This window comes from Pseudomonas sp. MF6747 (assembly GCF_963890955.1).
GTDB lineage: Bacteria > Pseudomonadota > Gammaproteobacteria > Pseudomonadales > Pseudomonadaceae > Aquipseudomonas.
In genome coordinates this window covers 53,512-77,128 of the sequence record NZ_CAWPSZ010000013.1, presented here as the reverse complement: position 1 = coordinate 77,128, position 23,617 = coordinate 53,512, and the positions used below count along the sequence as shown (strand labels likewise).

The window sequence follows — 23,617 nt, the reverse complement described above, 5'->3', positions numbered from 1 at the left end:
TTTTTCATGAATGGAACATCCACCGGTAGCGAAGCCGCTGCATTGATTGCGCGGCTGGACTGGGCGCAAAGCCCCCTCGGTGAGGCCAACGACTGGCCGCAAAGTCTACGCACAGCGGTCGACATCGTGGTCCACTCACCGATGCCAATGCTGCTGCTGTGGGGCCCCCTGCTCACGCAGCTTTACAACGACGGCTTTGCGCGGCTTGCGGGCAGCAAGCACCCTGGCGCGTTGGGCCAGCCGGCGCATGAGACCTGGCCGGAATTGGCCAGCTTCACCGCGCCAGTCTACGACGCCGTGCTGAGCGGCCAGGTGCGCACGTTCAGCGAGCAACGCTTTGTGCTGCAACGCAACCACCGCGATACCGAGATCTGGCTCGACCTGACCTACAGCCCGGTCCGCGATGAAAGCGGGACGGTGGCCGGTATCCTGGTCACCGCCATCGAAACCAACGAACGGCGCAGCAAAGCCCTCGAGCTGCAGCAGCGCTCCGAAGACAGCCTCAAGGCCCAGCACAGCACCGAGCAACGCCTGCAACTGGCGCTGGCGGCAACGGATGCGGTCGGCACCTGGGACTGGGACATCGGCGAAGACCGCTTTATTGCCGATGCACACTTCGCCCACCTGCACGGCGTCGACCCGAGTGACGCCGGCCTGCTGCCCATCAGCGACTACCTGCAAGGCGTACACCCCGAAGACCGCGGTATGGTGGCGCGCAGCATCAAGCATTGCATCACCTTCGGCACCGAGTACGCCGAGGAATACCGCCTGCTGCAAGCCGACGGCCAGGTGCGCTGGGTGTTCGCGCGCGGGCGCTGTTACAAGGATCATCAAGGCCGCCCGGCACGCTTTTTAGGCGCAGCGCTGGACCTGACCGAACGCAAACACACCGAGCAGGCCTTGCGCCAAAGCCAGACCGAACTGCAGTTGATCATCAACGCCATGCCGGTGCTGATCGGTTACGTCGACCACGAACAACGTTTTCGCCTGAACAACAGCGCCTACCTCGACTGGTACGGCATGACGCCCCAGGAGTTGTACGGCAAGAGCATCCGCGAAGTGCTCGGCGATGAGGTGTATGCCGGGCGCGAAGACAAGATCGCGGCGGCGCTCAAGGGCAAGGCGTGCAGCTTCATGACCGTGACGCCCCACCACGACGGCCGGCCGCGCCATGCACTGATGAAGTACTTGCCGCGCTTTAGCAATGACGGCTCGGTGAATGGCTTTTACATCTTCGTGATCGACGAGACCGAACGCAAACTCACCGAAGAAGCCCTGCGCCACCTCAACGAGAACCTCGAAGAACGCGTGGCCCAGCGTACCCAGGCGCTGGCCGAGGCCAACCAGCGCCTGCAAAACGAGATGTTCGAACGCGAGCGCGCTGAGGATGCGCTGCGCCATGCGCAGAAGATGGAAGCGGTGGGTCAGCTCACTGGCGGCATCGCCCATGATTTCAACAACATGCTCACCGGTATTATCGGCAGCCTGGACCTGATGCAGCGCTACATCGCCGCCGGGCGCAGCGATGAGATCGGCCGGTTTACCGACGCGGCGGTCTCCTCCGCTCACCGTGCGGCCGCCCTCACCCACCGGCTGCTGGCGTTCTCCCGGCGCCAGTCGCTCGACCGCCGCCCGCTGGACCCGAACACGCTGGTGGCGTCGCTGGAAGACTTGTTCCGCCGCACCAAAGGCGCGCATATCTCACTCAAGGTGCAGCTGGGCAAGGACATCTGGCCGGTGAATACCGATGCCAGCCAGTTGGAAAACGCCCTGCTGAACCTGGTGATCAACGCGCGCGACGCAATGCCCGACGGCGGCGAATTGGTGATTGAAACCGCCAACAGCTACCTGGACGGCACCGACATCACCACCCTCGAACCGGTCAAGGCCGGCGACTACGTGATGCTCGGCGTGAGTGACAACGGCAGCGGCATGGCGCCGAAGATTCTGGCCAAGGCCTTCGACCCGTTCTTCACCACCAAGCCTATCGGCCAGGGCACCGGCCTGGGGCTGTCGATGATCTACGGGTTTGCCCAGCAATCGGGTGGCCACGTGACCATTCAAAGTGAACCCGGCCAGGGCACCTGCGTGCGCCTGTACCTGCCGCGCCTGCATGGCACCGCGCTGGAAAGCAACCTGCCGCAGCACCTGAGTGAAGCGCCGCTGGCACTGGCCGGTGAAGCGGTGGTCGTCGTCGAGGATGACCCCGCGGTGCGCATGCTGGTGGTCAATGTGCTGGCTGAACTGGGCTACACCGCCCACCAGGCGGCGGATTCACGCACGGCACTGCCGCTGCTGGAGTCGGATTTGCGCGTGGACCTGCTGGTGACCGACGTCGGCCTGCCGGGCATGAACGGCCGCCAATTGGCAGAAATCGCCCGCCAGCACCGGCCCGGCCTGCGCGTGTTGTTCATGACCGGTTACGCCGAAAAAGCCGCCGAGCGCCAGGGCTTCCTGGAGGACGGCATGGACATGGTGGCCAAGCCATTCTCGGTTGAGCTGCTGGCGACCAAAATCCGCAGCATGATCAGCGTCGATGAATGAGTTCAGGCATAATCGCGCGCCCTTACGTTTGACCGTTGCCAGGTAACAACATGAAAGCCCAAGCCCGTCACATCCTGGTGAAAACCAGTGAGGAAGCCGAACAGCTCAAGCAGCGTATCGCCAAGGGCGAAGCGTTTGATGTGCTGGCCAAGAAATACTCGACCTGCCCGTCCGGCAAGCGCGGCGGTGATTTGGGTGAAGTGCGGCCAGGGCAGATGGTCGGGGCGATTGACGCGGTGATTTTCAAGAAGCCGGTGAAGGTGGTGCATGGGCCGATCAAGAGCAAGTTTGGCTATCACCTGGTGCAGGTGTTTTACCGGGATTAAGTGTTTGGCTTGAGACCGCTATCGCAGGCAAGCCAGCTCCCACACTTGACCGCATTTCAACTCAAGAATGCAGCCTGTTGAAGGAGTGCAGTCAACTGTGGGAGCCGGGCTTGCCCGCGAACCGCCGCAGGCGGCCATGTACCCGCTACTTCGGAATCAGTGCCCCCGGCACCTGGATGACCCGGCTCGCCAACCGATGACCAGCCAACGCTGCCTCTTGCGGCGGCTCACCCTTCAGCCGACTGGCCAATCGCAGGCAAGCCAGCTCCCACACTTGACCGCATTTCAACTCAAGAATGCAGCCTGCTGAAGGAGTGCAGTCAACTGTGGGAGCCGGGCTTGCCCGCGAACCGCCGCAGGCGGCCATGTACCCGCTACTTCGGAATCAGTGCCCCCGGCACCTGGATGACCCGGCCCGCCAACCGATGCCCAGCCAACGCTGCCTCTTGCGGCGACTCACCCTTCAGCCGACTGGCCAGATACGCCGCACTGAACGAATCCCCCGCCGCCGTCGTGTCCACCACCTTCTCGACCTTCAACGCCGGCACGGCAAAGCGCTCGCCAGCACAACGGATCAAACATTCATCCGCGCCGCGCTTGAGCACCACCTCTGCAATCGCCGGGTACGCCGCAAATACCTGCTCGCTGTCGGAATACCCAAACAACGCACGCTCGTCGTCCTCGGTCAGCAAGGCAATATCCACCTCCGCCAACACGGCGTGATACGCCGCGCGCGCCGCCTCGACGCTGGCCCATAAACGCGGCCGGTAGTTGTTGTCGAAGACTACCTTGCCACCGCGCTTGCGCGTTTCGATCAAGGTTTGCAGTAACCGCGTACGCCCGATTTCTCCCAGCACTGCCAGGGTAATACCGCTGAAATACACCACGTCATAACCCGGCAAAGCCGCCAGGATCGGCTCGGCGGCCGGGGTGGTGAAGCAGTCGCGCACGGCGGCTTCGTTGCGCCAGTAGAGGAATTTGCGTTCGCCGTTGGCGTCCGTCTGGATGCAGTACAACCCCGGCAACCGCCCGGGCAGGCGTTGAACCCTGCCCAGGCCCAGGCCCTCTTCGGCCCAGTGCTTGCACATGGCGTCGCTGAAACTGTCATCGCCCAGGGCGGTGACGTAATCGACCGTGCCAATGTCGCCCAGCTCGCGGCGCAGGTACACCGCTGCGTTCAGGGTGTCGCCGCCAAAGCTTTGTTGGAGGCTGCCGTCGGCGCGGTGTTGGAGTTCGATCATGCATTCGCCGATCAGGGCGATGCGCGGTTGTGGGTTCATGCCTTGGGTCTCTCGGTGTTCTGGAGGGCCTCTTCGCGGGCAAGACCGCTCCCACATTTGGACGTGTTCACAATCCAATGTGGGAGCGGGCTTGCCCGCGATAGGCGCGACGTGGTCTAGAAGCAGGTATGCAGCGACTCGATCACCTGCAACTGCTCATCCACCAGGCAGCCCACTTGCCACTTGTCGAAGGTCAGGCAAGGGTGCGAGGTGCCGAACGAGATGATGTCGCCGATGCGCAACTCAACCCCAGGCGCCACGGTCATGAACGCATGCTGGTCCATCACCGCCGTCACGATGCAGGCGGTGACGTCATCGCCTTCGGCCGGCACAATTCCAGCCCGGTAGCGCTTGAGCGGCACCGGCAAACCGGCGTCGTAGGCCACGTCGCGCTTGCCCAGGGCGATCACCGCAAAGCCTGGCTCGGGCATCGATTGCACGTGCGCCCAGACTTCCAGCGCCGGGCGCAGGCCTTCGTTGAGGTCGCTGCGACGGTCAAGCACGCAGCATTGCGCTTCTTTGTAGATGCCGTGGTCGTGAGCCACATAGCTGCCAGGTCGCAGCACGCTGAGGAAACGGCCGGCGGCGTTTTGTTCTTCAAAGGACTCGGCGATCAGGTCGTACCAGGCCGAACCCGAGGCGGTAATGATCGGTTTGGGCAGGTCGAAAGAGCCGTTGTTTTGCAGGTCGACCGCCAGGCGCACCAGGCTGGCGGCGAAGTCGCGGATGCCGCTGATGGCGTGCTCGCCATGAATCACGCCTTCGTAGCCTTCAATGCCGGTGAGGGCCAGCGCCGGTTGGGCCTTGATCGCCTTGGCCAGCTCGCGCACTTCCTGCTCGCTGCGGCAGCCGCAACGGCCGCCGACCACGCCGTACTCGATCATCACGTTCAAGCGCAGGCCACGGGCGGCGAAAAACAGCCCCAGGTCGGCGACGTTGTCCGGGTGATCGACCATGCAATGGAAGTCGAAGTCTTTGTCGGCCAGCAGATCAGCAATCAACGCCATGTTTGGCGCGCCGACCAATTGGTTGGCCATCAATACGCGACGCACGCCCCCGGCATAGGCGGCGCGGGTCTGCACCGCATTGGCCAGGGTGATGCCCCAGGCGCCCGCCTCGATCTGGCGCTGAAACAACGCCGGCATCATGCTGGTTTTGCCATGGGGCGCCAGTTCTGCGCCGCTGTTGCTGACGAAGTCCTGCATCCAGCGAATGTTGTGTTCCAGGGCGTCACGGTGCAGCACCAGGGCCGGCAGGCTGACGTCGCGGACCAGGTGGGCGCCAACGGCGGCGGCGCCTTTTTCAACGGCGTTGAGGGCAGTCATAAAAACTCCTATTCGTTGATGCGTCGGGCCAGGTTGTTGGCGCTGTCGATCAACACCCGGCGATAGTCGTTGTAGTTTTTGATCGCGTCGGCCCGTGGGGCAACGATGCACAAGGTCGCAATGCTGATGCCCTGCGCGTCCCGCACCGGGGCGGCGAAGCAATGGGTGAAGGTGTCGGCCACGCTGTCGAAGGAGAAGAACCCATCGAGCGTAGCCTGGCGGATCTGCGCCAGAAACGTCTCCAGCGGCAGGCGTTGGCCGTCTGGCAGGATGAAATCGTCGTAGTCGATCAGGTCGATAATCTGCTGGTCGCTCAGGTGCCCCAGCAACAAGCGCCCGGAAGCAGTCCACGGGATCGGTGCGTTTTCGCCGATGTCCGACGAGATGCGGAAATGCCGCTCGCCCTCGCGCATCAGCGCCACCGTGTATTTGCGCCCGTTGAGCAGGCACATCTGCGCGGTTTCGTGGGTCTGGCTGACGATTTCCTGCAAGGCGTGATCGGCCTCGCGGGTCAGGTCGAAGTGGCGCAGGTGCGCCTGGCCGAGGAAGTACAGTTGGCGGCCGAGGTAGACGTGGCCGTCCTTGCCCACGGTTTCGAGGATGCGCCGCTCAAGCAACGAGGCGACCAATTCGTAGACCGTGGATTTTGGGCTGCCGATGCCGCTGGCAATATCATTCGGGCGCAGGGGCTGGCCGATTTCCTTGAGAAAATCGAGGATATCGAATGCACGGTCCAGTCCTTTGGCGCGGCGTTTGATGGTGTCTTCGGTCATGGCAGTTCGGTCCGGTCGAAATTCTAGGGTCTGGCAGAGATCCCCTGTGGGAGAAGGCTTGCCCCCTCCCACATTTGATCTTCAGTGGATTTCAAGAGAGGGGCATTTAGCCTTTTTTCTTGTAGGCCACGCAATCAATCTCAACCTTGCAGTCGACCATCATGTTGGCCTGCACACAGGCGCGTGCCGGGGCGTGTTCGGGGGTGAAATACTCGCCGAACACCTTGTTGAAACTCCAGAAGTCGCGCGGGTCTTCCAGCCATACGCCAACGCGCACCACGTCCTTCAACTCGTAACCGGCCTCTTCCAGAATGGCCACCACGTTGCGCAGGGTCTGGCGGGTTTGTTCGATGATGCCGCCGTTGATGATTTCACCGTCCACCGCTGGCACCTGGCCCGAGACGTAAAGCCAGCCGTCCGCTTCCACTGCACGTGCGAAAGGACGCGGTTGGCCACCGCCGGCGGTGCTGCCGGTGCCGTAACGAGTAATGCTCATAAAGTTGCTCCTGATTTAAAAACGAATGTTCTTCAAAAATTCCGCCAGGCGCGGCGATTGTGGGCGTTCGAAGATGTCCTTCGCGCTGCCCTGCTCTTCAATGCGGCCCTGGTTCATGAATACGATCTTGTCCGACACTTCATAGGCAAAGCGCATTTCGTGGGTGACCAGCAACATGGTCATGCCCTCTTCCGCCAGGCCCTTGATCACGCTGAGCACCTCGCCCACCAACTCCGGGTCAAGGGCCGAGGTGACTTCGTCGAACAGCATCAAGCTGGGGTTCATCGCAATCGCCCGGGCAATCGCCACGCGCTGTTGCTGACCGCCGGACAACTGGCCGGGGAAGTGATTGCGCCGCTCCAGCAGGCCGACGCGGTCCAGCCATTTTTCGGCCAGGGCCACGGCTTCGTCCTTGCCCATCTTCTTGACCTTGAGCAGGCCAAGGGTGACGTTTTGCAACGCGGTGAGGTGCGGAAACAGGTTGAACTGCTGGAACGCCATGCCGGTCATCGCGCGGTGCTGGGCAATCACCCGCTCAGGGTGGCGCACACGCTTGCCGGCGATTTCGCTGTAGCCGATGGACTCGCCGTCCAGGGTGATCTGCCCGCCCTGGAATTCTTCCAGCAGGTTGACGCAGCGCAGCAGCGTGGTTTTGCCCGAGCCGCTGGAGCCGATCAACGTCACCACGTTGCCGCGCTGCATGGACAGGTCGACACCCTTGAGCACTTCGACCTGGCCGTACTGTTTACGCAGGCCGCGAATGTTCAAAAGCGGTTGGTTGGTTTGAGGTTGGTTCATGGCAAGGCCACCCGCTTTTCAATGTAGCGCCCGAATAACTCGATGGCGTAGTTGATGACAAAGAACAGAAACCCGGCGAACAGGTAGAACTCCAGGGTCATGAAGGTGCGCGCGATCACTTGCTGGGTGCTCAGCAGCAGCTCGGCCACGCCGATCACCGAGAGCAAGGTCGAGGCCTTGACGATTTCCGTGGAGGAATTGACCCAGGTCGGCAGGATCTGGCGCAACGCCTGAGGCAACAGCACGTAACCCAGCGACTGGTAGAACGTCAGGCCAATTGCCTTGCCCGCTTCCAGTTGCCCACGGGGAATGGCCTGCAGCGCACCGCGCACGATTTCCGACACGTGAGAGCCGCAGAACAGCGTCAGCCCGACGGCGCCGGCCTGGAACGCGGTGATCTGCCAACCGAGCGCCGGCAGCATGTAGAAACACGCCAGCACCAGCACAAACACCGGCGTACCACGGATCAGGTCGACATACAGACGAAACGGCGCGCGCATCCAGAATTTGCCGTAGGTCAGGATCAACCCGGCGACGATGCCGATCAGCGTACCGAAAATAATCGCCAGCGCAGACACATACACGCTGGCCTGAAAGCCCGCCCACAGGGTGTCCCGGGCGATCCACAACTCATGCAGCCAGCTGGGGGACTCGTACATGGAAACCCTCCTTTAACGACGGATCGCCAGACGCTGTTCCAGGTAACGGAGCAGCATGGCAATGAGGTAACAGGCAGCCACGTAGAGCGCGGTCGTGACCATCCAGGTTTCAATCACCCGGTAGCTTTCGACGTTGATCTTGCGGGCGTAATAGGTCAGCTCCGGCACGGCAATCGCCGCGGCCAGCGAGGTGTCCTTGAACAGCGAAATGAAGTTGTTCGACAACGCCGGCAAGACGTTGCGCAGCATCACCGGCACGGTGATGTAGGCGCGGATACGCCACTCACCCAGGCCGATGGCCAAGCCGGCTTCCCGCAAACCCTTGGGAATATTCAGCAGCCCGGCGCGAAACACTTCGGTGAGGTAGGCACCGGCGTACAACGACAGCGTGATGATGAAGGACGGGATTTTGTCGAGACGAATCCCCAGTGACGGCAGTGCAAAGTAGATCAACAGGATCAGCACCAGAATCGGCGTATTGCGGATCACCGTCACGTACACCGAGGCGATGATGCGCAACGCGCGGTGTCTGGACAGCATGGCGAACGCCATCATCAGGCCGATCACGCAGCCAATCGCGATCGACAGCAGCGCCAGCTCAAGGCCCAGGCCGAGCCCCGCCAGCAAGCTGGGGAAATCACGCCACACGGCGGCAAAGTTCAACTGATAGTTCATGGTCTGCAGTACCTGATTGGGGCGCCGTCAGCGACGCCCCAGGGTTTACGATTTACTTGAACTCAACCGGGAAACCGATCGCTGGCTCTGGCAAATCCACGCCGAACCACTGCTTGAACGAGGCCTTGTAGGTCGGAAATTCCACGCCGGTCATTGCTTCATGCAGCGCAGTGTTGACGAAGTTCAGCCAGTCCTGGTCGCCACGCTTGACCGCACACGCGTAGGTTTGCGGGCTCCAGGCGTAGGTCGGGCTGCGGTAGCGGCCTGGGTTTTGCACCATCAGGTACTTGACCGACGACTGGTCGGTGGCAGCAGCATCGGCGCGGCCGGAGTTCACGGCCTGGTACATCAGGTCGACGCTGTCGTACTGATCAACCTTGGCCTTGGGCAGCGCCTGGTGCACCAGCTCTTCGGCGTAGACGTTTTGCAGCACGGCCACAGTGACGCCGTCGCCGGCGGCTTGCAGGTCTTCGATTTCCTTGTACTTGCTGTTGTTCGGCAACAGCAGGCCCACGCCTTCGCGGTAATACGGCAAGGTAAAGGCAACCTGCTGCGCACGGCTGGCGGTGACGGTAATGAACTGGCAACTCATGTCGACCTTGTCGGTCAGCAGGTTGGGAATACGTGCGTCGGAAGACTGCACCACAAACTCGACCTTGCTCGGGTCGTTGAACAAGCCTTTGGCCACAATGCGGCCGATGTCGATATCAAAACCCTGCAACTTGCCATCCGCTCCCTGGAAGTGCCACGGCGCATTGGTACTGCCTGTACCCACAATGAGATGCCCACGCTTGAGCACATCATCGAGCTTGCTGTCCGCCGCGTGCACAACGCTTGCGAGGGAAGCCGATGCGGCGAAGAGAAAAACACACGCTTTAAACACGGAAGGTCGGTGATGCATGACAAGCACTCCAGGAGTTGTGTATTCCGCTATACCGGAACTTAGTATGTAACAACGGAATAGACAGCAGAAAGTGTGCCACACGCAGTCGCAGAAAAACATGACGCGAGTAAAGCTGTTTTAAATCAAGTGGATAGATATTGAGTTGGGGTAAGGCGCTATGCCAGCAGCCGGGCATGTGTTGCTACGCAAGGCCACACACGGCGGTGACAGTTGGATGCGGCGCACCACGGTAGCATTACCGTGCACCGTGGCGGTGCTAGGGCGTGGGTGTTTTCTGTGGCAGGCGGGCGTGTGATGGCAGACGGGCTTCTGGTGGTGGCAAGCGGGCCTCTTGTGGCGAGCGGGCTTGCCCCGCGTTGGGCTGCGAAGCGGCCCCAAAACCTGGCGACGCGGTTTTTCAGGTATAGCGCGGCGGCTGGCTTGGGAGCGCTTCGCACTCCAACGCGGGGCAAGCCCGCTCGCCACAGGAAGCTTGCTCACTACAGCTAGCCTGTTTGCCACGACTGGCCCGTTTGTCACATGGCCCATCTGCCACAAGTCGCCCGTCTGCCATGGCAGGTCTGCTCGTCACCAGCGTTTCTTGGCGAGGCTCTGGTTGTTTTTTTGTGCTGGGCTAGGCTGGTGGGAGGTCTGTGTACGGGAGCGTGGCGTGATGAAGGTAAGCATTATGGTGGTGTTGCTGGGCTGTCTGGCGGCCGGTACGGCTTCGGCCAGTAATGATCGCCGTGAATGCAAGGAAGAACTGCAGAAGCTCAAGGAAGCCTTCAGCACTGATTACACCAGCCAGAACCACCATGGCTATCGTCGGGCGAAGGCGTCCAGGGACAATGAGGAATACAAGAAATGCGCGAGCCAGGCGCGCAAGGCGCGTGAACGAACCGAGCGTGCCGACGATGCATGAGCCTGTCTACCTGTGAAGGTTGACAGTAGACGGTGGTGATCTCGCGATCTAGCGTACCCGGCAGGCCCCCTCGGCCAGGTGCACAAGGAGATCATCATGGGTGCTGCCAATGCGGTGATTGATACCCTCAGCGACTACCAGCAGGTTCTGAATCAGCACCCGCTGGTGATCGTGCTGTTTACTTCCCAGTCCTGCCAGGCGTGCCTGGGAGTTCACCCACGCTTTAATAGCATCGCCGAAAAATACGCCGGCCGAGTGAAGAGCATGATCCTGGACACCGCCCGGACGCCGAGAATCGAAGGCGTGGACGGCACCCCCACCCTGGTGGTCTACAAAAATGCCCTTGAGGTCGAAAACCTCAAGGGCATTGGCGCGCCGGATGAACAGGAAGCACTTCTGGATCAGGTGTTCAAAGACTACGCGCCGTAGGTATCAGCAGCACCTGCGTCACCCGCCGCTCCTCCACTGCCGCCACCGTCAGGTGCCAGCCTTCGTGCTCCAGGCTGTCGCCCACTCGCGGCAAGCGGTCCAACAGACTCATCACCAAACCTGCGAGCGTCTGGTAATCGTCGGTGGCCACGGCCTTGAAGCCGGTGCGCTGGCGCACCTGGTTAAGGGTCAAGGCGCCATTGGCGCGAAAGCCTGCGCCCTCCTCGACGATATCCGGCCCTTCGATTTCGCTGGCATCCGGCAATTCACCAGCGATGGATTCAAGGATGTCGGTCATGCTCAGCACGCCGATGAAATCGCCGAATTCGTTGATCACAAACGCAATATGGGTGGATGCCTGGCGCATCTGCTCCAGGGCGTTGAGAATCGAAAAGCTCTCCAGCAGGTTGACCGCGCGGCGCGCCAGGTGCTCCAGGTTCGGCTCGTGGCCGGCCAGGTATTCCTTGAGCAACTCCTTCTTGTGCACAAAGCCCAATGGCTCATCGACAGCACCGTTGCGGATCAACGGCAGCCGGGAGTAGGACGAATGCATCAATTTACGGCGGATAGTGTCGGCATCGTCCGCCAGATCGATACAGTCGACCTTGGCCCGCGGCGTCATCAAGCTGCGAATCGGGCGCTCGGCCAACTGCAACACGCCACTGATCATCACGCGCTCGCGTCGATCAAACAGCGGGCCCTGGGTCGCATCCGGCTCGCCCATCAAGTCGGCAACGTCGTCATCCATGCCCTCCACGGCCAGACTGCGACCCCCCAGTAAACGCATCACCGCATGCGCAGTGCGCTGGCGCACCGGCAACGTGCCCTGTACCGACTTTTTGCGACGGGCGCGGGCAAGCTGGTTGAACAGCTCCACCACAATCGAGAAGCCCATCGCCGCGTACAAGTAGCCTTTGGGCACGTGGAAACCCAAGCCTTCGGCAGTCAGCACCAGGCCGATCATCATCAGGAAACTCAGGCACAGCATGATCACCGTCGGGTGCGCGTTGACGAAACGCGTCAGCGGCTTGCTCGCGACAATCATCAGGCCGATGGACACGATCACTGCGATCATCATCACCGCCAGCTCATCGACCATGCCCACGGCGGTCACCACCGCGTCGAGGGAGAACACCGCGTCGAGCACCACAATCTGCGCGACGATCGGCCAGAACATCGCATAGGTGGCATTGCCCGCCCGCTGGGCGACGTGACCTTCGAGGCGCTCGTGCAATTCCATAGTGGCCTTGAACAACAGGAACACACCGCCAAACAACATGATCAGGTCACGGCCGGAAAACCCCTTGCCGAAAACCTCGAACAGCGGCTGAGTAAGGGTGACCATCCAGGAAATACTCGCCAGCAGGCCCAGGCGCATCAGCAACGCCAGGGACAACCCGATCAACCGCGCCCGGTCGCGCTGCTCCGGCGGCAGCTTGTCCGCCAGGATCGCGATAAACACCAGATTGTCGATGCCCAGCACCAGTTCCAGCACAATCAAGGTCAACAGGCCGAGCCAGGCCGTTGGATCCGCTAACCATTCCATTTATAGAGCCTCGTTATAGATGTCTGAATGCCGGACACGGCAAAGCGCGGTCAGTGGACCGGGACAAGGGCAGCCATCGGAATACGGGGTGCTTCAGCGGGAACAGCAACAGCGGATGTCTTGGGGAAAGACGACTGGGAGGCTCCGAGAGGGTGTTCATGCAAGTCCTGCAGTGGAAAAGGACCTGAATCGTACAATCGAAACCTAAATTTCCTACAACGCAAAACTATTACAAAATCTGTACACAAGCCAACACAAAACCCATGTGGGAGCCGGCTTGCCTGCGATACAGGCAACTCGATGCGTCAGTAAAACCGAGGTGGCGCTATCGCAGGCAAGCCAGCTCCCACACAAGCCCGCTCCCACAGGTTGCTCTGCGTCGTGTCAGCTTTTACGCGTCGCATCATCCAGCGCCAAAATCGTATGCGCATTCGTCACCGTGGTTGCAAGGGTATTAATCACCCCCGAGCGCAACGCGCCAAGCGTCGCCGCCGCCTTGGTGTTCTCACTGGCAATCGCCACCACGTCCGGGATGCGAAACAGCGCCTGCACCGTCAGGCCGATCACCCGCCCCTGGATGGCGTTGACCGCCGGCTGCCCGTGTATGTCGATAAAGTCATAACCCATCATGTCGCCCACCGTACCGGACACACGGTTAACCCGCACAGCCCCCAACCCGCCGCGGTCAAGCCTGCAGCTTAGTCATCTGCTTGACCTGCTCGATATACCGCACCACCGCTGGTGCTTTCTCAAAGCGCCGATGAATCAGCGACAGCCACGACGAGGCCTCACTGCCCTGGATGCTGCGGTAGACCACGCCCGGCAAACTCACATGCCCGACCATCGACGCCGGCACCACCGCCACGCCCTGCCCTAACGACACCAACGCCATCACCGCCACCAAGCCACCCGGCTGTGGCCCCAGACGCGGGGCAAAACCGCCCTGTGCGGCGACGTGCAAGGTGCCGCTGATTTGTTCCGGCAGAATAAAGGTCTCGTTTTGCAGGTGTTCACAGCCAATGGCTTTGAGCCCCAGCAGCCAGGAATCCTGCGGCAGCGCCAACACAAAGCCTTCGCTGGCCAGGCGCACGGCGTCCACGCCATCGGGCAGGGTCATGGGCGAGCGGATATAGCCGATGTCATAGCGCCCGTCCGCCACCGCGCTCGGCAATGTCGCCATCGCACATTCGCGCACGTTCACGCTCACATCGGGAAATGCCTGGCTGAACGCGCGCATCTGGCGCTGCAACACGCCGGAGTACACCGCTGAGGCCACGTAGCCCAACTCGATATGACCAATCTCGCCGCGCCCGGCGCGCTGGGCACTGCGCTGGGCGAATTCGAATTGGCGCACCGTGGCTTCGGCTTCAACCAGCAACGCCGCACCGGCTTCGGTGAGGCTGACTTCGCGCTGCTGGCGGACAAACAAGCGCGTGCCCAGGCTGGCTTCCATGTCCTGGATTTGCCGGCTCAAGGTCGGCGGGGCGATGCCTAACTGCTCGGCGGCGCGGCTGAAGTTGCGCTGACGGGCGACGGCGAGGAAGTAGCGGAAATGGCGGATGTCCATTGCAGGATTAGCTCAAGGGTAATGAAGTGCTTCAGGCCAGCTAACGAGACCGGTCTTCGCCGGCGATAAGCTCACAGCACCTCAACACTAGAGAGCCTACGCGATGATCGTCAACTGCCTTTTCCTTATTGCCTGCAGGGTAATTCAGCCATGAGCCGGGTCAGTCCGCGCTTGACGCTGCTCACGGCGTCCGGCGTTTGTGCGCTGATCGTGCTCGACACCAATATCGTCGCCGTGACCCTGCCGAGCATCGCGCGTGACCTGGGCGCCAATTTTGCTGACATCGAGTGGGTGGTCAGCGCCTATATGCTCGCGTTTGCCGCGTTGTTATTGCCGGCCGGCAGCCTCGCCGACCGCTTTGGGCGCAAAAAGACCCTGGTCTGGGGCTTGAGCATTTTCATCCTGGCCTCCCTGGGCTGTGGCGCCGCACCGAATGCGCTGTTTCTGGACATCGCCCGCGCCGTCAAAGGCGTCGGCGCGGCGTTACTGCTGACCTCCGCCCTGGCCTCCATCGGCCATACGTTTCACGATGAAGTGGAGCGCGCCAAAGCCTGGGCGTTCTGGGGCGCGTGCATGGGCGTGGCGATGACCGCCGCGCCGACCTTGGGGGGCTTGATCACTCAGTACCTGGGCTGGCGCTGGATTTTCTACCTCAACCTGCCCGTGGGCTTGGGGCTGATGGCGCTGGTGCTGCGTGCGATTGCAGAATCCCGCGATACCCAATCGGCGCGGCTTGATCCGTGGGGCAGCCTGGCCTTCAGTGCCAGCCTGTTGTGCCTGATCTGGGGATTGATCGAGGCCAATCGCATCGGCTGGAACAACCCGCTGACCTATACGCGGCTTATTGGCGGTGCTGTGCTGCTGGGTGTGTTTGTGCTCGTCGAGCGCGTGCAGCGACGGCCCATGGTGGACCTGCAGCTGTTTCGCCACCCGCGCTTTATCGGCGCATTGCTGGGGATGTTTGCCTATGCCGGCTGCGCCCAGGTGATGATGACGCTGCTGCCGTTTTACCTGCAAAACGGTTTGGGCCTCTGTGCGATTGCCTCGGGCCTGGGGATGCTGCCGTTTGCACTGACCATGCTGATTTGCCCACGGATCGGCGCTCGCCTGGCCGGGCGCTTTGCACCGGCGACCATGATGGCGAGCGGTTTGACCTTGGTCGGTTGCGGCAACCTGCTGAGCGCCTGGGCGGTCAATGTGGGTGGCTACGTGCCCTTCGCCCTGGCAATTGCCGTGACCGGCGCCGGCGCGGGACTGCTCAATGGCGATACGCAGAAAAACATCATGGCTTGCGTGCCTCGGGACCGTGCGGGCATGGCATCAGGCATGAGTACGACGATGCGCTTCAGCGCGATCATGTTGGCTATCGGCGTGTACGGGGCATTGCTGAGCAGCCACAGCGAGCAGTTGCTGCGCGCAAGTATCGAGCCGCAGTGGCAGGCGCAGGCGGCGGCGATTGCCTCGCGCGTGGTAGCCGGTGATATGCAGGCAGCGATGGGTGTGTTGCCGCAGACGGCACGGGCGGTGGTGCAACCGCTGGCACGGCAAGCGTTTGTGGGTGGGTTCAGCGCGGTGTTATGGGTGGCGGGGGTGTTGGGATTGCTGGGGGCGTTGGTGGTGGGAATGCTGATGCGAAAGCCGATTCCCGTTGTGCTAGCGCAGAACTGAATGTGGGAGCGGGCTTGCTCGCGAATGCGCTGTGTCAGTCAACACATCTGAACTGAACCACCGCATTCGCGAGCAAGCCCGCTCCCACAAGGGGTTGACCTGCAGTCTGGAATTACCAGAACCGCTGCTGGGTCAACCGGCTCCACCAGGTCAGCAGCACTCGGTCCACCGAACCGCTGGCCGCCAGGCCGACCCGCTCTTGCAGGCTTTTACGCTCGGCATAGTGCAGGTGGAACACCTCGGCGGTCTTGGCTTTGGTGGCCAGGTATTCGTCGCTGGTTTGCAGCTCGTCGACCAGTTGCTTGTCGAGGGCTGCAACACCCAGCCACACTTCCCCGGTCGCGACATCATCGATTGCCAGCTGAGGGCGATAGCGCGACACGAAGTTCTTGAACAGCTGATGGGTGATGTCCAAGTCTTCCTGGAACTTCTCGCGGCCCTTCTCGGTGTTTTCGCCAAACACGGTGAGGGTGCGTTTGTATTCACCGGCCGTCAGCACCTCGAAATCGATGTCATGTTTTTTCAGCAGGCGGTTGACGTTGGGCAACTGCGCTACCACGCCAATCGAACCAAGGATGGCGAACGGTGCGCTGATGATCTTCTCGCCGATGCACGCCATCATGTAGCCGCCGCTGGCCGCGACCTTGTCGATGCACACGGTCAATGGCACGCCCGCCTGGCGGATACGCGCCAGCTGGGATGAGGCCAGGCCGTAGCTGTGGACCATGCCGCCGCCGCTTTCCAGGCGCAGCACCACTTCGTCTTTCGGCGTGGCCAGGCTCAGCAGTGCGGTGATTTCATGGCGCAGGCTCTCGGTGGCCGAGGCCTTGATATCGCCGTCGAAATCCAGCACAAACACCCGTGGCTTGGCCTCGGATTTCTTCTTGCCTTTCTTTTTTTCGGTTTTGCTTTCGGCTTTGCGCAGGGCCTTGAGCTGGTCCTTGTCGAGCAGGCTCGACTCCAGGCGCTCACGCAGGCCCTTGTAGAAATCATTGAGCTTGCTGACCTGCAATTGGCCGGCGGACTTGCGACGGCCTTTGCTGCGCAGCGCCGCGAAACTGATCAGTACCACCAGAATAGCGACCACCAGGGTGACGGTCTTCGCCAGAAAGCTCGCGTATTCGGCCAGAAAATCCATATGTCTCCTTAAAAATGCACTGCGCCAGGCGCGGATGGGCCCAGCATACCGACGGCACCGCGTTCGAGCCAGTGATCAAACCGCCAGCAAGCGGGCTCTAACGGGCTTTTAAAACAAGCGTATGTTTTTTCATTGACAGCTCTCCGGCATCCTCATAACCTCGCCAGACTTTCAACGTACCGGGAAAACGGACGTGGGCAGCATTTATCTGATTCGACATGGCCAGGCCTCTTTCGGTGCAGACGACTATGACGTCCTGTCGCCCGTCGGCGTGGAACAAGCGCAAGTGCTCGGACGCCATCTGGCCGACCTGGGCCTCACGTTTGATCGCTGTATAGCGGGCGACCTGCGCCGCCAGCAGCACACTGCCACGTCCGTACTCGATCAATATGCAGCCCGTGGCCTGCCGGTACCTTCGCTGGACATCGACAGCGCCTTCAACGAATTCGACGCCGACGCGATCATCCGTGCCCTGCTCCCCGACCTGCTGACCACCGAGCCCGAAGCCCTGGAGATCCTGCGCAATGCGGCGCACAACCGCAGCGAATTCCAGCGCATCTTTGCGTTGATCATCGAGCGTTGGCTGGCCGGCACCTATGACCCACCGGGGCTGGAAAGCTGGCTGGGGTTTGTCGAACGCGTACAAGGCGGCCTGCAACGGATTCTCGAAACCGCCCAGAACACTGACAAGATCGCCGTGTTCACCTCCGGCGGCACGATCACCGCCCTGCTTCACTTGATTACCCGCATGCCTGCCGCCCAGGCGTTCGAGCTCAATTGGCAAATTGTTAACACCTCGCTCAACCAGCTGAAATTCCGTGGACGCGAGGTGGCGCTGGCTTCCTTCAACAGTCATACCCACTTGCAACTGTTGAAGGCGCCGCAGCTCATCACTTTCCGATGAACTGCGGCCAACCGTGACCCCAAGGTCACTGGACTCTACCCTTAAGGATCGAAACCATGACTGACGTAGCCAAAGCTGTAGAAGCAATGAAAGCCAAATTCAACCCAGCCGCTGCCGACGGCCTGGACCTGGTGTTCGGTTTCCGTATCGACGACACCCAGAACTTCTCGCTGGTGGTCAAGAACAACACCTGCGAACTGCTCGAAGGCGAGAACCCTGACGCCCAGGTCACGCTGGTCACCGACGGCGAAACCATGGAAGGCATCGTCAGCGGCGACACCGATGGCATGCAGGCCTTCATGAGCGGCAAACTGCGCACCGAAGGCGACATGATGCTGGCAATGAAGCTGAGCGAGCTGTTCCCGGCTTGATCACGCTGATTGAGTAGCGCGCTTTACCCCGACAAATCCCGCCACATGGCGGGATTTGTTGTTTGCGGGAGCGGCAAACAGCCGTGACCACCATCCCCACCACTCATCGCCCACAATTGCCCTTGATTGCCTCGCCCGCAAACGCCCGCCGAACAAACCCTATCGAATCACCCAAAGACCCATTCACCGCCCCGGAGTGATCCAGCGCTGGATAGAAATGCCACTCCACCCGATCCCCTGCCTGACAGGCGTCCCGGACCAAGGCTTGTTGCCCCGGCACAAACACATCTCGGTCTTTACCGCCAGTGCCGAGAAACACCGGAATATCGGTTTTCAACGTGGGATAAGCCGCTTCACGCCCCACCCGATCCAACGCTGCCTTGGGCGATCGCTTGAAGCTGTTATTGAAGGTCAACCCGTCAGCCACCACCCGCTGCTCGATGGCATGCAAGCACTCATCCTGACTCGCCCTGAAGGCCGGCAGCGCCCGCTCAGCCAGGTAATCGGCGGGCACGAACGAAGGGTCCAGCAACGCCACCGTACTGAGGCGCAACAGGTTATAGGCAAACGTCGGCACCACCGAACGGCGTGCGTTTTCAAGTTCTGGGCTGTGGCCCTGGGCGCGCGCAGAGGCATAAGGCGTACCGGTCGCCACCACCCCGACAACCTCCACATCCGGCGCATAGTCCTTGGCCATTACCGCCGTGGCGAACGCCGCGCGGCCACCCTGGGATTGCCCGAACACCACTGCCCGCCTGGACACGTTGACATGCGCAGCGCCGACCGCACGGATGCTGTCCAGCACGCCATACGCCAAGGGACGCGTCAGCCCATAAGGGTGCAACCCGGGCGTGCCCAGCCCCTGGTAATCAGTGGCAACAATCGCATAGCCCTGCTCGAGCCAGTGATTGAGATAGCGCGTATCCCGTGGACTGCGCTGATTCAGCGAAGGCGCGCAACGATCAGCACTGCCGACCGTGCCGTGGGCCCATGCCATCAGTGGCCAGCCACCCGCAGGCGCTGGGCCCTTGGGCACGAACAACGCACCGGAGACCGCGACAGGCGTGAGGTTGTCGAGCCCATCGGTGGAGGAATACAGGATCCGCAGGTTCAGCCCGGCCGACGCCAGGCTCTGCTGCGGCGTCAATGCTTCACTGCGCAGCAGTTTGCCGGGCATTGGCGGCACAGGGTCAGCCCAGGTGTAGAACGCGTCAGCGGCGCTGCTACTGCCGGCCGCCAGTACCCATAGCAACGCCCACGCGCGCATCGCGCATCACCACCCTTCTTTCAACATGCGCAATTCCAGGTGCTGCAACAGCATGATGGTTTTGCCATCGACAATCTCACCGCTCTGCACCATGGCCAGCGCCTGTTCAAAGCTCAGCTCCAGCACTTCGATGTCTTCACCCTCGTCGATCAGCCCGCCGCCCTCGCCGACCCGGTCTGCTGCCTGGTACTCGCCGATAAAGAAGTGAATGCGCTCGGTCACCGAACCGGGGCTCATGAACGCCGCGTAGATTTTCTCCACGGAGCCGACGCGGTAGCCGGTTTCTTCTTCGGCTTCGAGGCGAATGCGCTCCTCGGGGGTGGCGTTGTCCAACAGGCCGGCGGCCGCTTCGATCAAGTAGCCGGGGTAATCGTTGACGAACGTGGGCATGCGGAACTGGCGGATCAGCAGCACGGTGCGCTGTGCGCGGTTGTACAGCAGAATCGTTGCACCGTTGCCGCGGTCGTACACCTCACGGGTCTGGGCTTGCCAACTGCCATCCTGGCGGCGCAGGTCGAAGGTGTATTTTTTCAGAAGATACCAATTGTTCGACAGGGTTTCTTCGGCGGTGATGCGAACGGGGCTGTTGTCCATGGTCTGGCCTCTGCTCAAAGGAGCGCGAGCATGTCGCGGCGCCAATGTCAGCGTCAAGCGAATCGCTTGTGCAAACAGGCGCGCGGGGTATCGGGTTCAGGAAGCAGTCACGGCCTGAGCGAGCGGTTGCTTGATGCGCGGCCACGCGGCTGCAACTTCTTCAGCGCTGGCGGCCTTGATCCTTGCCAGATCGCGCGGGTAATCCACCCCAGGGTTCTCAGTGAACCGCGTCGCCGTGAATTGGCCATTGCTGGCCCGCAGGATGTATCCCGTGTCCTGGCAGTGCTGCGAGGCAAGAAACAGCACACCCGGCGTCACCCATTCTGGCTTGAGTTCGTCCGGTTCCCCGGTCACGCCCCACATGCGCGTCTTGGCCACCGGCGAAATCGCATTGACCGTGATGCCGGCTTCGGCGCCTTCATGGCTCAGGGCATTCATGATGCCCAGTTGCGCCATCTTGCCGGCGCTATAGGCTACCAGGCCGGTCTGCTCGTATTGCGCGTACATGGCGCGGTCGGAGGTGGTCAGGATGATGCGCGGCGCCGATGAGCGCAGCAGGTGCGGCCACGCATGCTTGCACAACCACAGCGGCGCATAGAGGTTGATGTCCATGGCGCGCTGGAGGAACGCGGCATCCAGGTCTTCGATGTTCTGATAACCCACCCATCCGGCGTTGTGGATCAGGATATCGAGTTGACCGAACGCCTCGATAGCGAACCCGATCAGTTGCCGGCACCCCTCGGGCGTAGACAAGTCGCCGCTATGCCCCAGCACCTTGAGACCTTGCGCCTGCAACTGCTGCGCCGCATTGAGCACCACTGAGCCATCGCTGCCGGCGCCGTCACTGTCGGCACCGATATCGCTGATCACTACCCGCGCGCCACGGGTCGCCAACGCCCGTGCATAGCTCAGACCCAACCCGCGTGCGCCACCGGTGACAATGGCGGTTTTGCCTGTGAAATCCATGTGCATACTCTCCTGTTAAGCCCGCCACCCTAACAACCCAGGCAGGCGTTGTTCAATGCTGTAACACTTTGCAAGCAATCCCCATTCACGGCTGTCGAATTAATTCCTGCCCCTTAAAGCCATCTGGTAAAACCCCAGCTTCGCTTTTGTCCTGGAACCTTCATGTCATATCGTTTTTTGTCTCGCCTGGGCCTGCGCTGGTTTCCCTTGCTGTGCATGGCCATCCTGATCATCGGCCTGCCGGTAGGTTGCGCGGTGCTTCAACACAAGGAGCGCGAGCTGGTGTTTCGCATTGAGCCAGGTACCGCCGGCTGGTACACCGGCTTGCCCAAGGCCGTGCAGGAATTCGATATAAAACCCGCCAGTTTCAAATCAGGCCAGAACCTGCATGGCTGGTGGTACCCGGCCGACAAGCAGGATGCTCCGGCGATTCTGTACCTGCACGGCGTGCGCTGGAACCTCACCGGCCAGCTGTTTCGCATTGAACAACTGCACGCACTGGGCTTTTCGGTGCTGGCCATCGACTACCGCGGTTTCGGCCAGAGTCACGGCGACTTGCCTTCGGAAACCAGTGTGTATGAAGACGCCCGCATCGCCTGGGAGCGCTTTCAGGTGCTGCAGCCAGACCCGAGCAAACGCCTGATCTACGGGCACTCGCTGGGTGGCGCGGTGGCCATCGACCTGGCAGCGCAGTTGAGTCAACAGACGCCGGTGCCCGTGCGCGGCCTGGTGATCGAATCCACTTTCACCTCGCTGGGGGACGCGGCCGCGGCCGTGGCCAATACCTCGCTGCCGGTGCGCTGGCTGCTGTCGCAGAAGTTCGACTCCATCGACAAGATTGCCGGCGTGCACATGCCGCTGCTGGTGGTGCACGGCCTGGCCGATCCCTACGTGCCACCGCGTTTCAGCCAACAACTGTTCGACGCCGCTCAAGAGCCCAAACGGTTGCTGCTGGTGCCTGGCGCCACGCATAACAACAGCATGAGCCTGGCCGGGCGCAACTATGGGCAAGCGCTGGAAAAACTGATGCAAGCGCAGATGCCCGCACAGGTGGTGACGCACTCCACAGGTCGCAACGGCGACTCTTGAAAGTACTTTTCGGCACTGGGTCCGCGCTTGGCTGTCAAGCGTAAACCCTGCCCATACTGGCCCGCGCCGCAAGTTGATCAAATATTAACCGAGGGTTAAATCGCCAACCCTGCCGGGCCTTCGCAAAGTTATCCACAGAGATACCCACGGTTTTCGTGGACAACTCTTTTTACTTTTTTACGATCTTTTTGCTCAGCAAACCCCTTCGGGAAAGGTGCCGGGCAGCAAAATATCGCGATTCACATCGCGTATATCGTTATAGCCGCACAGCGCCATCGACACATCCAACTCACGGGCAATGATGTCAAGGGCCTTGGTCACGCCCGCTTGGCCCATGGCGCCCAAACCATACAGGTGCGGTCGACCAATCATGGTGCCTTTGGCGCCCAGTGCCATCGCCTTGAGCACGTCCTGGCCGGAACGAATGCCGCCGTCGAGCCACACTTCAATCTGATTGCCCACCGCCTCGACAATTGCCGGCAGTTGGCTGATGCTCGACGGTGCACCGTCCAGCTGGCGGCCACCGTGGTTACTCACCACCAATGCATCAGCGCCGGAGTCAGCCGCCAGCCGTGCATCCTCGACATCGAGAATGCCCTTGATAATCAGCTTGCCACCCCAGCATTTCTTGATCCATTCCACGTCGTCCCAGCTCAGGCGCGGGTCGAACTGCTGGGCGGTCCACGACGACAGCGAACTCATGTCCGCCACGCCTTTAACGTGGCCGACAATATTGCCGAAACCACGGCGTTTGGTGCCCAGCATGCCCATCACCCAGCGCGGCTTGGTTGCCATGTTGAGGATATTGGGCAGGGTCAGTTTGGGAGGCGCCGACAAGCCGTTGATCAAGTCCTTGTGGCGTTGCCCAAGAATCTGCAGATCCAGGGTCAGCACCAGCGCATCCACACCCGCAGCTTTGGCGCGCTCGATCAATTGCTCGATAAACCCGCGGTCACGCATCACATACAGCTGGAACCAGAATGGCTGGCCGACCTGTTCGGCGATGTCCTCAAGAGAACAGATGCTCATGGTCGACAGCGTGTAGCGCAGGCCAAAAGCGGCGGCGGCGCGGGCAGTCAGGATTTCGCCATCGGCGTGCTGCATGCCCGCAAGCCCCGTGGGCGCCAGCGCGACCGGCATGGCCATGTCCTGGCCGATCATGCTGGCGCGGATCGAACGTTGATCGATGTTGCGCGCCACGCGCTGACGAAATTTGATGCGGGCAAAATCGCTTTCATTCGCCCGATAGGTGCTTTCAGTCCAGGAGCCGGAATCGGCGTAGTCGTAGAACATCCGTGGGACACGTTTTGCGCCAGCTTGCGTAAGTCTTCGATGGTTGTAATCAACGACATCTAGGTCACCTCTCCCTGAACTGAGCCCAGAGAGTAACCGCCGAT

At 61.4% G+C, this 23,617-nt stretch carries 22 protein-coding genes and 2 pseudogenes; 8 read left to right on the top strand and 16 right to left on the bottom strand.

Going from position 1 to position 23,617, the window contains the following annotated elements:
- The first annotated feature begins 6 nt into the window (after nt 1-6).
- Both AACW30_RS15155 and AACW30_RS15150 read left to right on the top strand, forming a co-directional pair.
- On the top strand, nt 7-2,544 hold the full coding sequence (locus AACW30_RS15155) for a PAS domain-containing sensor histidine kinase (protein ID WP_200625203.1): 2,538 nt from the start codon (nt 7-9) through the stop codon (nt 2,542-2,544).
- Between the two features lie 50 nt (nt 2,545-2,594).
- Nucleotides 2,595-2,870, top strand: coding sequence for a peptidylprolyl isomerase (locus AACW30_RS15150; protein WP_003174397.1), 276 nt, complete (start codon nt 2,595-2,597; stop codon nt 2,868-2,870).
- A gap of 374 nt (nt 2,871-3,244) precedes the next feature.
- On the opposite strand, the gene AACW30_RS15140 is transcribed toward AACW30_RS15150, so the two are convergent.
- From AACW30_RS15140 to AACW30_RS15105, 8 genes are all read right to left on the bottom strand, one after another.
- Nucleotides 3,245-4,150 (bottom strand): sugar kinase, encoded by a 906-nt coding sequence (locus tag AACW30_RS15140; RefSeq protein ID WP_200625195.1) that lies wholly within the window; start codon nt 4,148-4,150, stop codon nt 3,245-3,247.
- A gap of 116 nt (nt 4,151-4,266) precedes the next feature.
- Nucleotides 4,267-5,475, bottom strand: a complete 1,209-nt coding sequence (locus AACW30_RS15135) for an amino acid deaminase (protein WP_200625193.1) — start codon at nt 5,473-5,475, stop codon at nt 4,267-4,269.
- Nucleotides 5,476-5,483: 8 nt separating this feature from the next.
- Nucleotides 5,484-6,248, bottom strand: a complete 765-nt coding sequence (locus AACW30_RS15130) for an IclR family transcriptional regulator (protein WP_106580124.1) — start codon at nt 6,246-6,248, stop codon at nt 5,484-5,486.
- A 106-nt stretch (nt 6,249-6,354) separates the two neighbouring features.
- Entirely contained in the window at nt 6,355-6,744 is a 390-nt protein-coding gene (locus tag AACW30_RS15125) for a RidA family protein (protein WP_106580125.1), read from the bottom strand.
- Nucleotides 6,745-6,759: 15 nt separating this feature from the next.
- Complete coding sequence (locus AACW30_RS15120; RefSeq protein WP_119735365.1) at nt 6,760-7,542, bottom strand: amino acid ABC transporter ATP-binding protein; 783 nt, start codon at nt 7,540-7,542, stop codon at nt 6,760-6,762.
- Nucleotides 7,539-8,201 (bottom strand): amino acid ABC transporter permease, encoded by a 663-nt coding sequence (locus tag AACW30_RS15115; RefSeq protein ID WP_025857548.1) that lies wholly within the window; start codon nt 8,199-8,201, stop codon nt 7,539-7,541. The genes AACW30_RS15120 and AACW30_RS15115 overlap by 4 nt, the downstream gene beginning before the upstream one ends.
- A gap of 12 nt (nt 8,202-8,213) precedes the next feature.
- Nucleotides 8,214-8,876, bottom strand: coding sequence for an amino acid ABC transporter permease (locus tag AACW30_RS15110; RefSeq protein ID WP_106580127.1), 663 nt, complete (start codon nt 8,874-8,876; stop codon nt 8,214-8,216).
- A gap of 52 nt (nt 8,877-8,928) precedes the next feature.
- Entirely contained in the window at nt 8,929-9,777 is an 849-nt protein-coding gene (locus AACW30_RS15105) for a transporter substrate-binding domain-containing protein (RefSeq protein ID WP_065929539.1), read from the bottom strand.
- A 655-nt stretch (nt 9,778-10,432) separates the two neighbouring features.
- On the opposite strand from AACW30_RS15105, the gene AACW30_RS15100 reads away from it, so the two are divergent.
- On the top strand, nt 10,433-10,681 hold the full coding sequence (locus AACW30_RS15100) for a hypothetical protein (protein WP_200625192.1): 249 nt from the start codon (nt 10,433-10,435) through the stop codon (nt 10,679-10,681).
- 96 nt (nt 10,682-10,777) lie between these two features.
- Nucleotides 10,778-11,110, top strand: coding sequence for a thioredoxin family protein (locus AACW30_RS15095; RefSeq protein WP_106580130.1), 333 nt, complete (start codon nt 10,778-10,780; stop codon nt 11,108-11,110).
- Here AACW30_RS15095 and AACW30_RS15090 read toward each other — a convergent pair.
- The 3 genes and pseudogenes from AACW30_RS15090 to AACW30_RS15080 all read right to left on the bottom strand — a co-directional run bounded on the left by AACW30_RS15090 (nt 11,091) and on the right by AACW30_RS15080 (nt 14,223).
- On the bottom strand, nt 11,091-12,656 hold the full coding sequence (locus AACW30_RS15090; RefSeq protein ID WP_124417136.1) for a TerC family protein: 1,566 nt from the start codon (nt 12,654-12,656) through the stop codon (nt 11,091-11,093). The two genes, AACW30_RS15095 and AACW30_RS15090, sit on opposite strands and share 20 nt — an antisense overlap.
- Nucleotides 12,657-13,040: 384 nt before the next feature.
- Nucleotides 13,041-13,310, bottom strand: a pseudogene (locus tag AACW30_RS15085) (sugar-binding domain-containing protein); the annotation flags it as partial.
- A 31-nt stretch (nt 13,311-13,341) separates the two neighbouring features.
- Nucleotides 13,342-14,223, bottom strand: coding sequence for a LysR family transcriptional regulator (locus AACW30_RS15080; RefSeq protein ID WP_200625190.1), 882 nt, complete (start codon nt 14,221-14,223; stop codon nt 13,342-13,344).
- A gap of 150 nt (nt 14,224-14,373) precedes the next feature.
- On the opposite strand from AACW30_RS15080, the gene AACW30_RS15075 reads away from it, so the two are divergent.
- Nucleotides 14,374-15,891 carry an MFS transporter gene (locus tag AACW30_RS15075; protein ID WP_200625188.1) on the top strand — a complete coding sequence of 506 codons (1,518 nt, stop codon included), beginning with the start codon at nt 14,374-14,376 and terminating at the stop codon, nt 15,889-15,891.
- A 112-nt stretch (nt 15,892-16,003) separates the two neighbouring features.
- Here AACW30_RS15075 and sohB read toward each other — a convergent pair whose 3' ends face one another.
- Nucleotides 16,004-17,029 (bottom strand): protease SohB, encoded by a 1,026-nt coding sequence (gene sohB, locus AACW30_RS15070; RefSeq protein ID WP_106580134.1) that lies wholly within the window; start codon nt 17,027-17,029, stop codon nt 16,004-16,006.
- Between the two features lie 193 nt (nt 17,030-17,222).
- On the opposite strand from sohB, the gene AACW30_RS15065 reads away from it, so the two are divergent.
- Nucleotides 17,223-17,933: a histidine phosphatase family protein gene (locus AACW30_RS15065; protein ID WP_106580135.1), complete on the top strand. Its 711-nt coding sequence runs from the start codon at nt 17,223-17,225 to the stop codon at nt 17,931-17,933.
- Between the two features lie 56 nt (nt 17,934-17,989).
- A complete protein-coding gene (locus AACW30_RS15060) occupies nt 17,990-18,304 on the top strand; it encodes an SCP2 sterol-binding domain-containing protein (RefSeq protein ID WP_016969749.1) in 315 nt (104 codons plus the stop codon).
- 103 nt (nt 18,305-18,407) lie between these two features.
- Here the strand turns inward: AACW30_RS15060 and AACW30_RS15055 are convergent, their stop codons facing one another.
- The 3 genes from AACW30_RS15055 to AACW30_RS15045 form a co-directional block, all read right to left on the bottom strand.
- Nucleotides 18,408-19,571, bottom strand: coding sequence for an alpha/beta hydrolase (locus AACW30_RS15055; protein ID WP_200625186.1), 1,164 nt, complete (start codon nt 19,569-19,571; stop codon nt 18,408-18,410).
- Between the two features lie 6 nt (nt 19,572-19,577).
- Complete coding sequence (locus AACW30_RS15050; RefSeq protein WP_119735374.1) at nt 19,578-20,165, bottom strand: NUDIX domain-containing protein; 588 nt, start codon at nt 20,163-20,165, stop codon at nt 19,578-19,580.
- A 96-nt stretch (nt 20,166-20,261) separates the two neighbouring features.
- Complete coding sequence (locus AACW30_RS15045; protein ID WP_200625184.1) at nt 20,262-21,131, bottom strand: SDR family NAD(P)-dependent oxidoreductase; 870 nt, start codon at nt 21,129-21,131, stop codon at nt 20,262-20,264.
- A 162-nt stretch (nt 21,132-21,293) separates the two neighbouring features.
- On the opposite strand from AACW30_RS15045, the gene AACW30_RS15040 reads away from it, so the two are divergent.
- Nucleotides 21,294-22,220, top strand: a complete 927-nt coding sequence (locus AACW30_RS15040; protein ID WP_200625183.1) for an alpha/beta hydrolase — start codon at nt 21,294-21,296, stop codon at nt 22,218-22,220.
- A 192-nt stretch (nt 22,221-22,412) separates the two neighbouring features.
- Here AACW30_RS15040 and AACW30_RS15035 read toward each other — a convergent pair.
- A pseudogene (locus AACW30_RS15035) lies at nt 22,413-23,572 on the bottom strand (alpha-hydroxy acid oxidase).
- Between the last annotated feature and the right edge of the window lie 45 nt (nt 23,573-23,617).

Bases quoted from the DNA above. Each gene is read 5' to 3' on its own strand.
- AACW30_RS15045 (WP_200625184.1), bottom strand. From the start codon at position 21,131: ATGGATTTCACAGGCAAAACCGCCATTGTCACCGGTGGCGCACGCGGG.
- AACW30_RS15050 (WP_119735374.1), bottom strand. From the start codon at position 20,165: ATGGACAACAGCCCCGTTCGCATCACCGCCGAAGAAACCCTGTCGAAC.
- AACW30_RS15040 (WP_200625183.1), top strand. From the start codon at position 21,294: ATGTCATATCGTTTTTTGTCTCGCCTGGGCCTGCGCTGGTTTCCCTTG.
- AACW30_RS15130 (WP_106580124.1), bottom strand. From the start codon at position 6,248: ATGACCGAAGACACCATCAAACGCCGCGCCAAAGGACTGGACCGTGCA.
- AACW30_RS15075 (WP_200625188.1), top strand. From the start codon at position 14,374: ATGAGCCGGGTCAGTCCGCGCTTGACGCTGCTCACGGCGTCCGGCGTT.
- AACW30_RS15125 (WP_106580125.1), bottom strand. From the start codon at position 6,744: ATGAGCATTACTCGTTACGGCACCGGCAGCACCGCCGGCGGTGGCCAA.
- AACW30_RS15140 (WP_200625195.1), bottom strand. From the start codon at position 4,150: ATGAACCCACAACCGCGCATCGCCCTGATCGGCGAATGCATGATCGAA.
- AACW30_RS15060 (WP_016969749.1), top strand. From the start codon at position 17,990: ATGACTGACGTAGCCAAAGCTGTAGAAGCAATGAAAGCCAAATTCAAC.
- AACW30_RS15105 (WP_065929539.1), bottom strand. From the start codon at position 9,777: ATGCATCACCGACCTTCCGTGTTTAAAGCGTGTGTTTTTCTCTTCGCC.
- AACW30_RS15095 (WP_106580130.1), top strand. From the start codon at position 10,778: ATGGGTGCTGCCAATGCGGTGATTGATACCCTCAGCGACTACCAGCAG.
- AACW30_RS15155 (WP_200625203.1), top strand. From the start codon at position 7: ATGAATGGAACATCCACCGGTAGCGAAGCCGCTGCATTGATTGCGCGG.
- AACW30_RS15100 (WP_200625192.1), top strand. From the start codon at position 10,433: ATGAAGGTAAGCATTATGGTGGTGTTGCTGGGCTGTCTGGCGGCCGGT.
- AACW30_RS15135 (WP_200625193.1), bottom strand. From the start codon at position 5,475: ATGACTGCCCTCAACGCCGTTGAAAAAGGCGCCGCCGCCGTTGGCGCC.
- AACW30_RS15055 (WP_200625186.1), bottom strand. From the start codon at position 19,571: ATGCGCGCGTGGGCGTTGCTATGGGTACTGGCGGCCGGCAGTAGCAGC.
- AACW30_RS15110 (WP_106580127.1), bottom strand. From the start codon at position 8,876: ATGAACTATCAGTTGAACTTTGCCGCCGTGTGGCGTGATTTCCCCAGC.
- AACW30_RS15080 (WP_200625190.1), bottom strand. From the start codon at position 14,223: ATGGACATCCGCCATTTCCGCTACTTCCTCGCCGTCGCCCGTCAGCGC.
- AACW30_RS15120 (WP_119735365.1), bottom strand. From the start codon at position 7,542: ATGAACCAACCTCAAACCAACCAACCGCTTTTGAACATTCGCGGCCTG.
- AACW30_RS15115 (WP_025857548.1), bottom strand. From the start codon at position 8,201: ATGTACGAGTCCCCCAGCTGGCTGCATGAGTTGTGGATCGCCCGGGAC.
- sohB (WP_106580134.1), bottom strand. From the start codon at position 17,029: ATGGATTTTCTGGCCGAATACGCGAGCTTTCTGGCGAAGACCGTCACC.
- AACW30_RS15090 (WP_124417136.1), bottom strand. From the start codon at position 12,656: ATGGAATGGTTAGCGGATCCAACGGCCTGGCTCGGCCTGTTGACCTTG.
- AACW30_RS15150 (WP_003174397.1), top strand. From the start codon at position 2,595: ATGAAAGCCCAAGCCCGTCACATCCTGGTGAAAACCAGTGAGGAAGCC.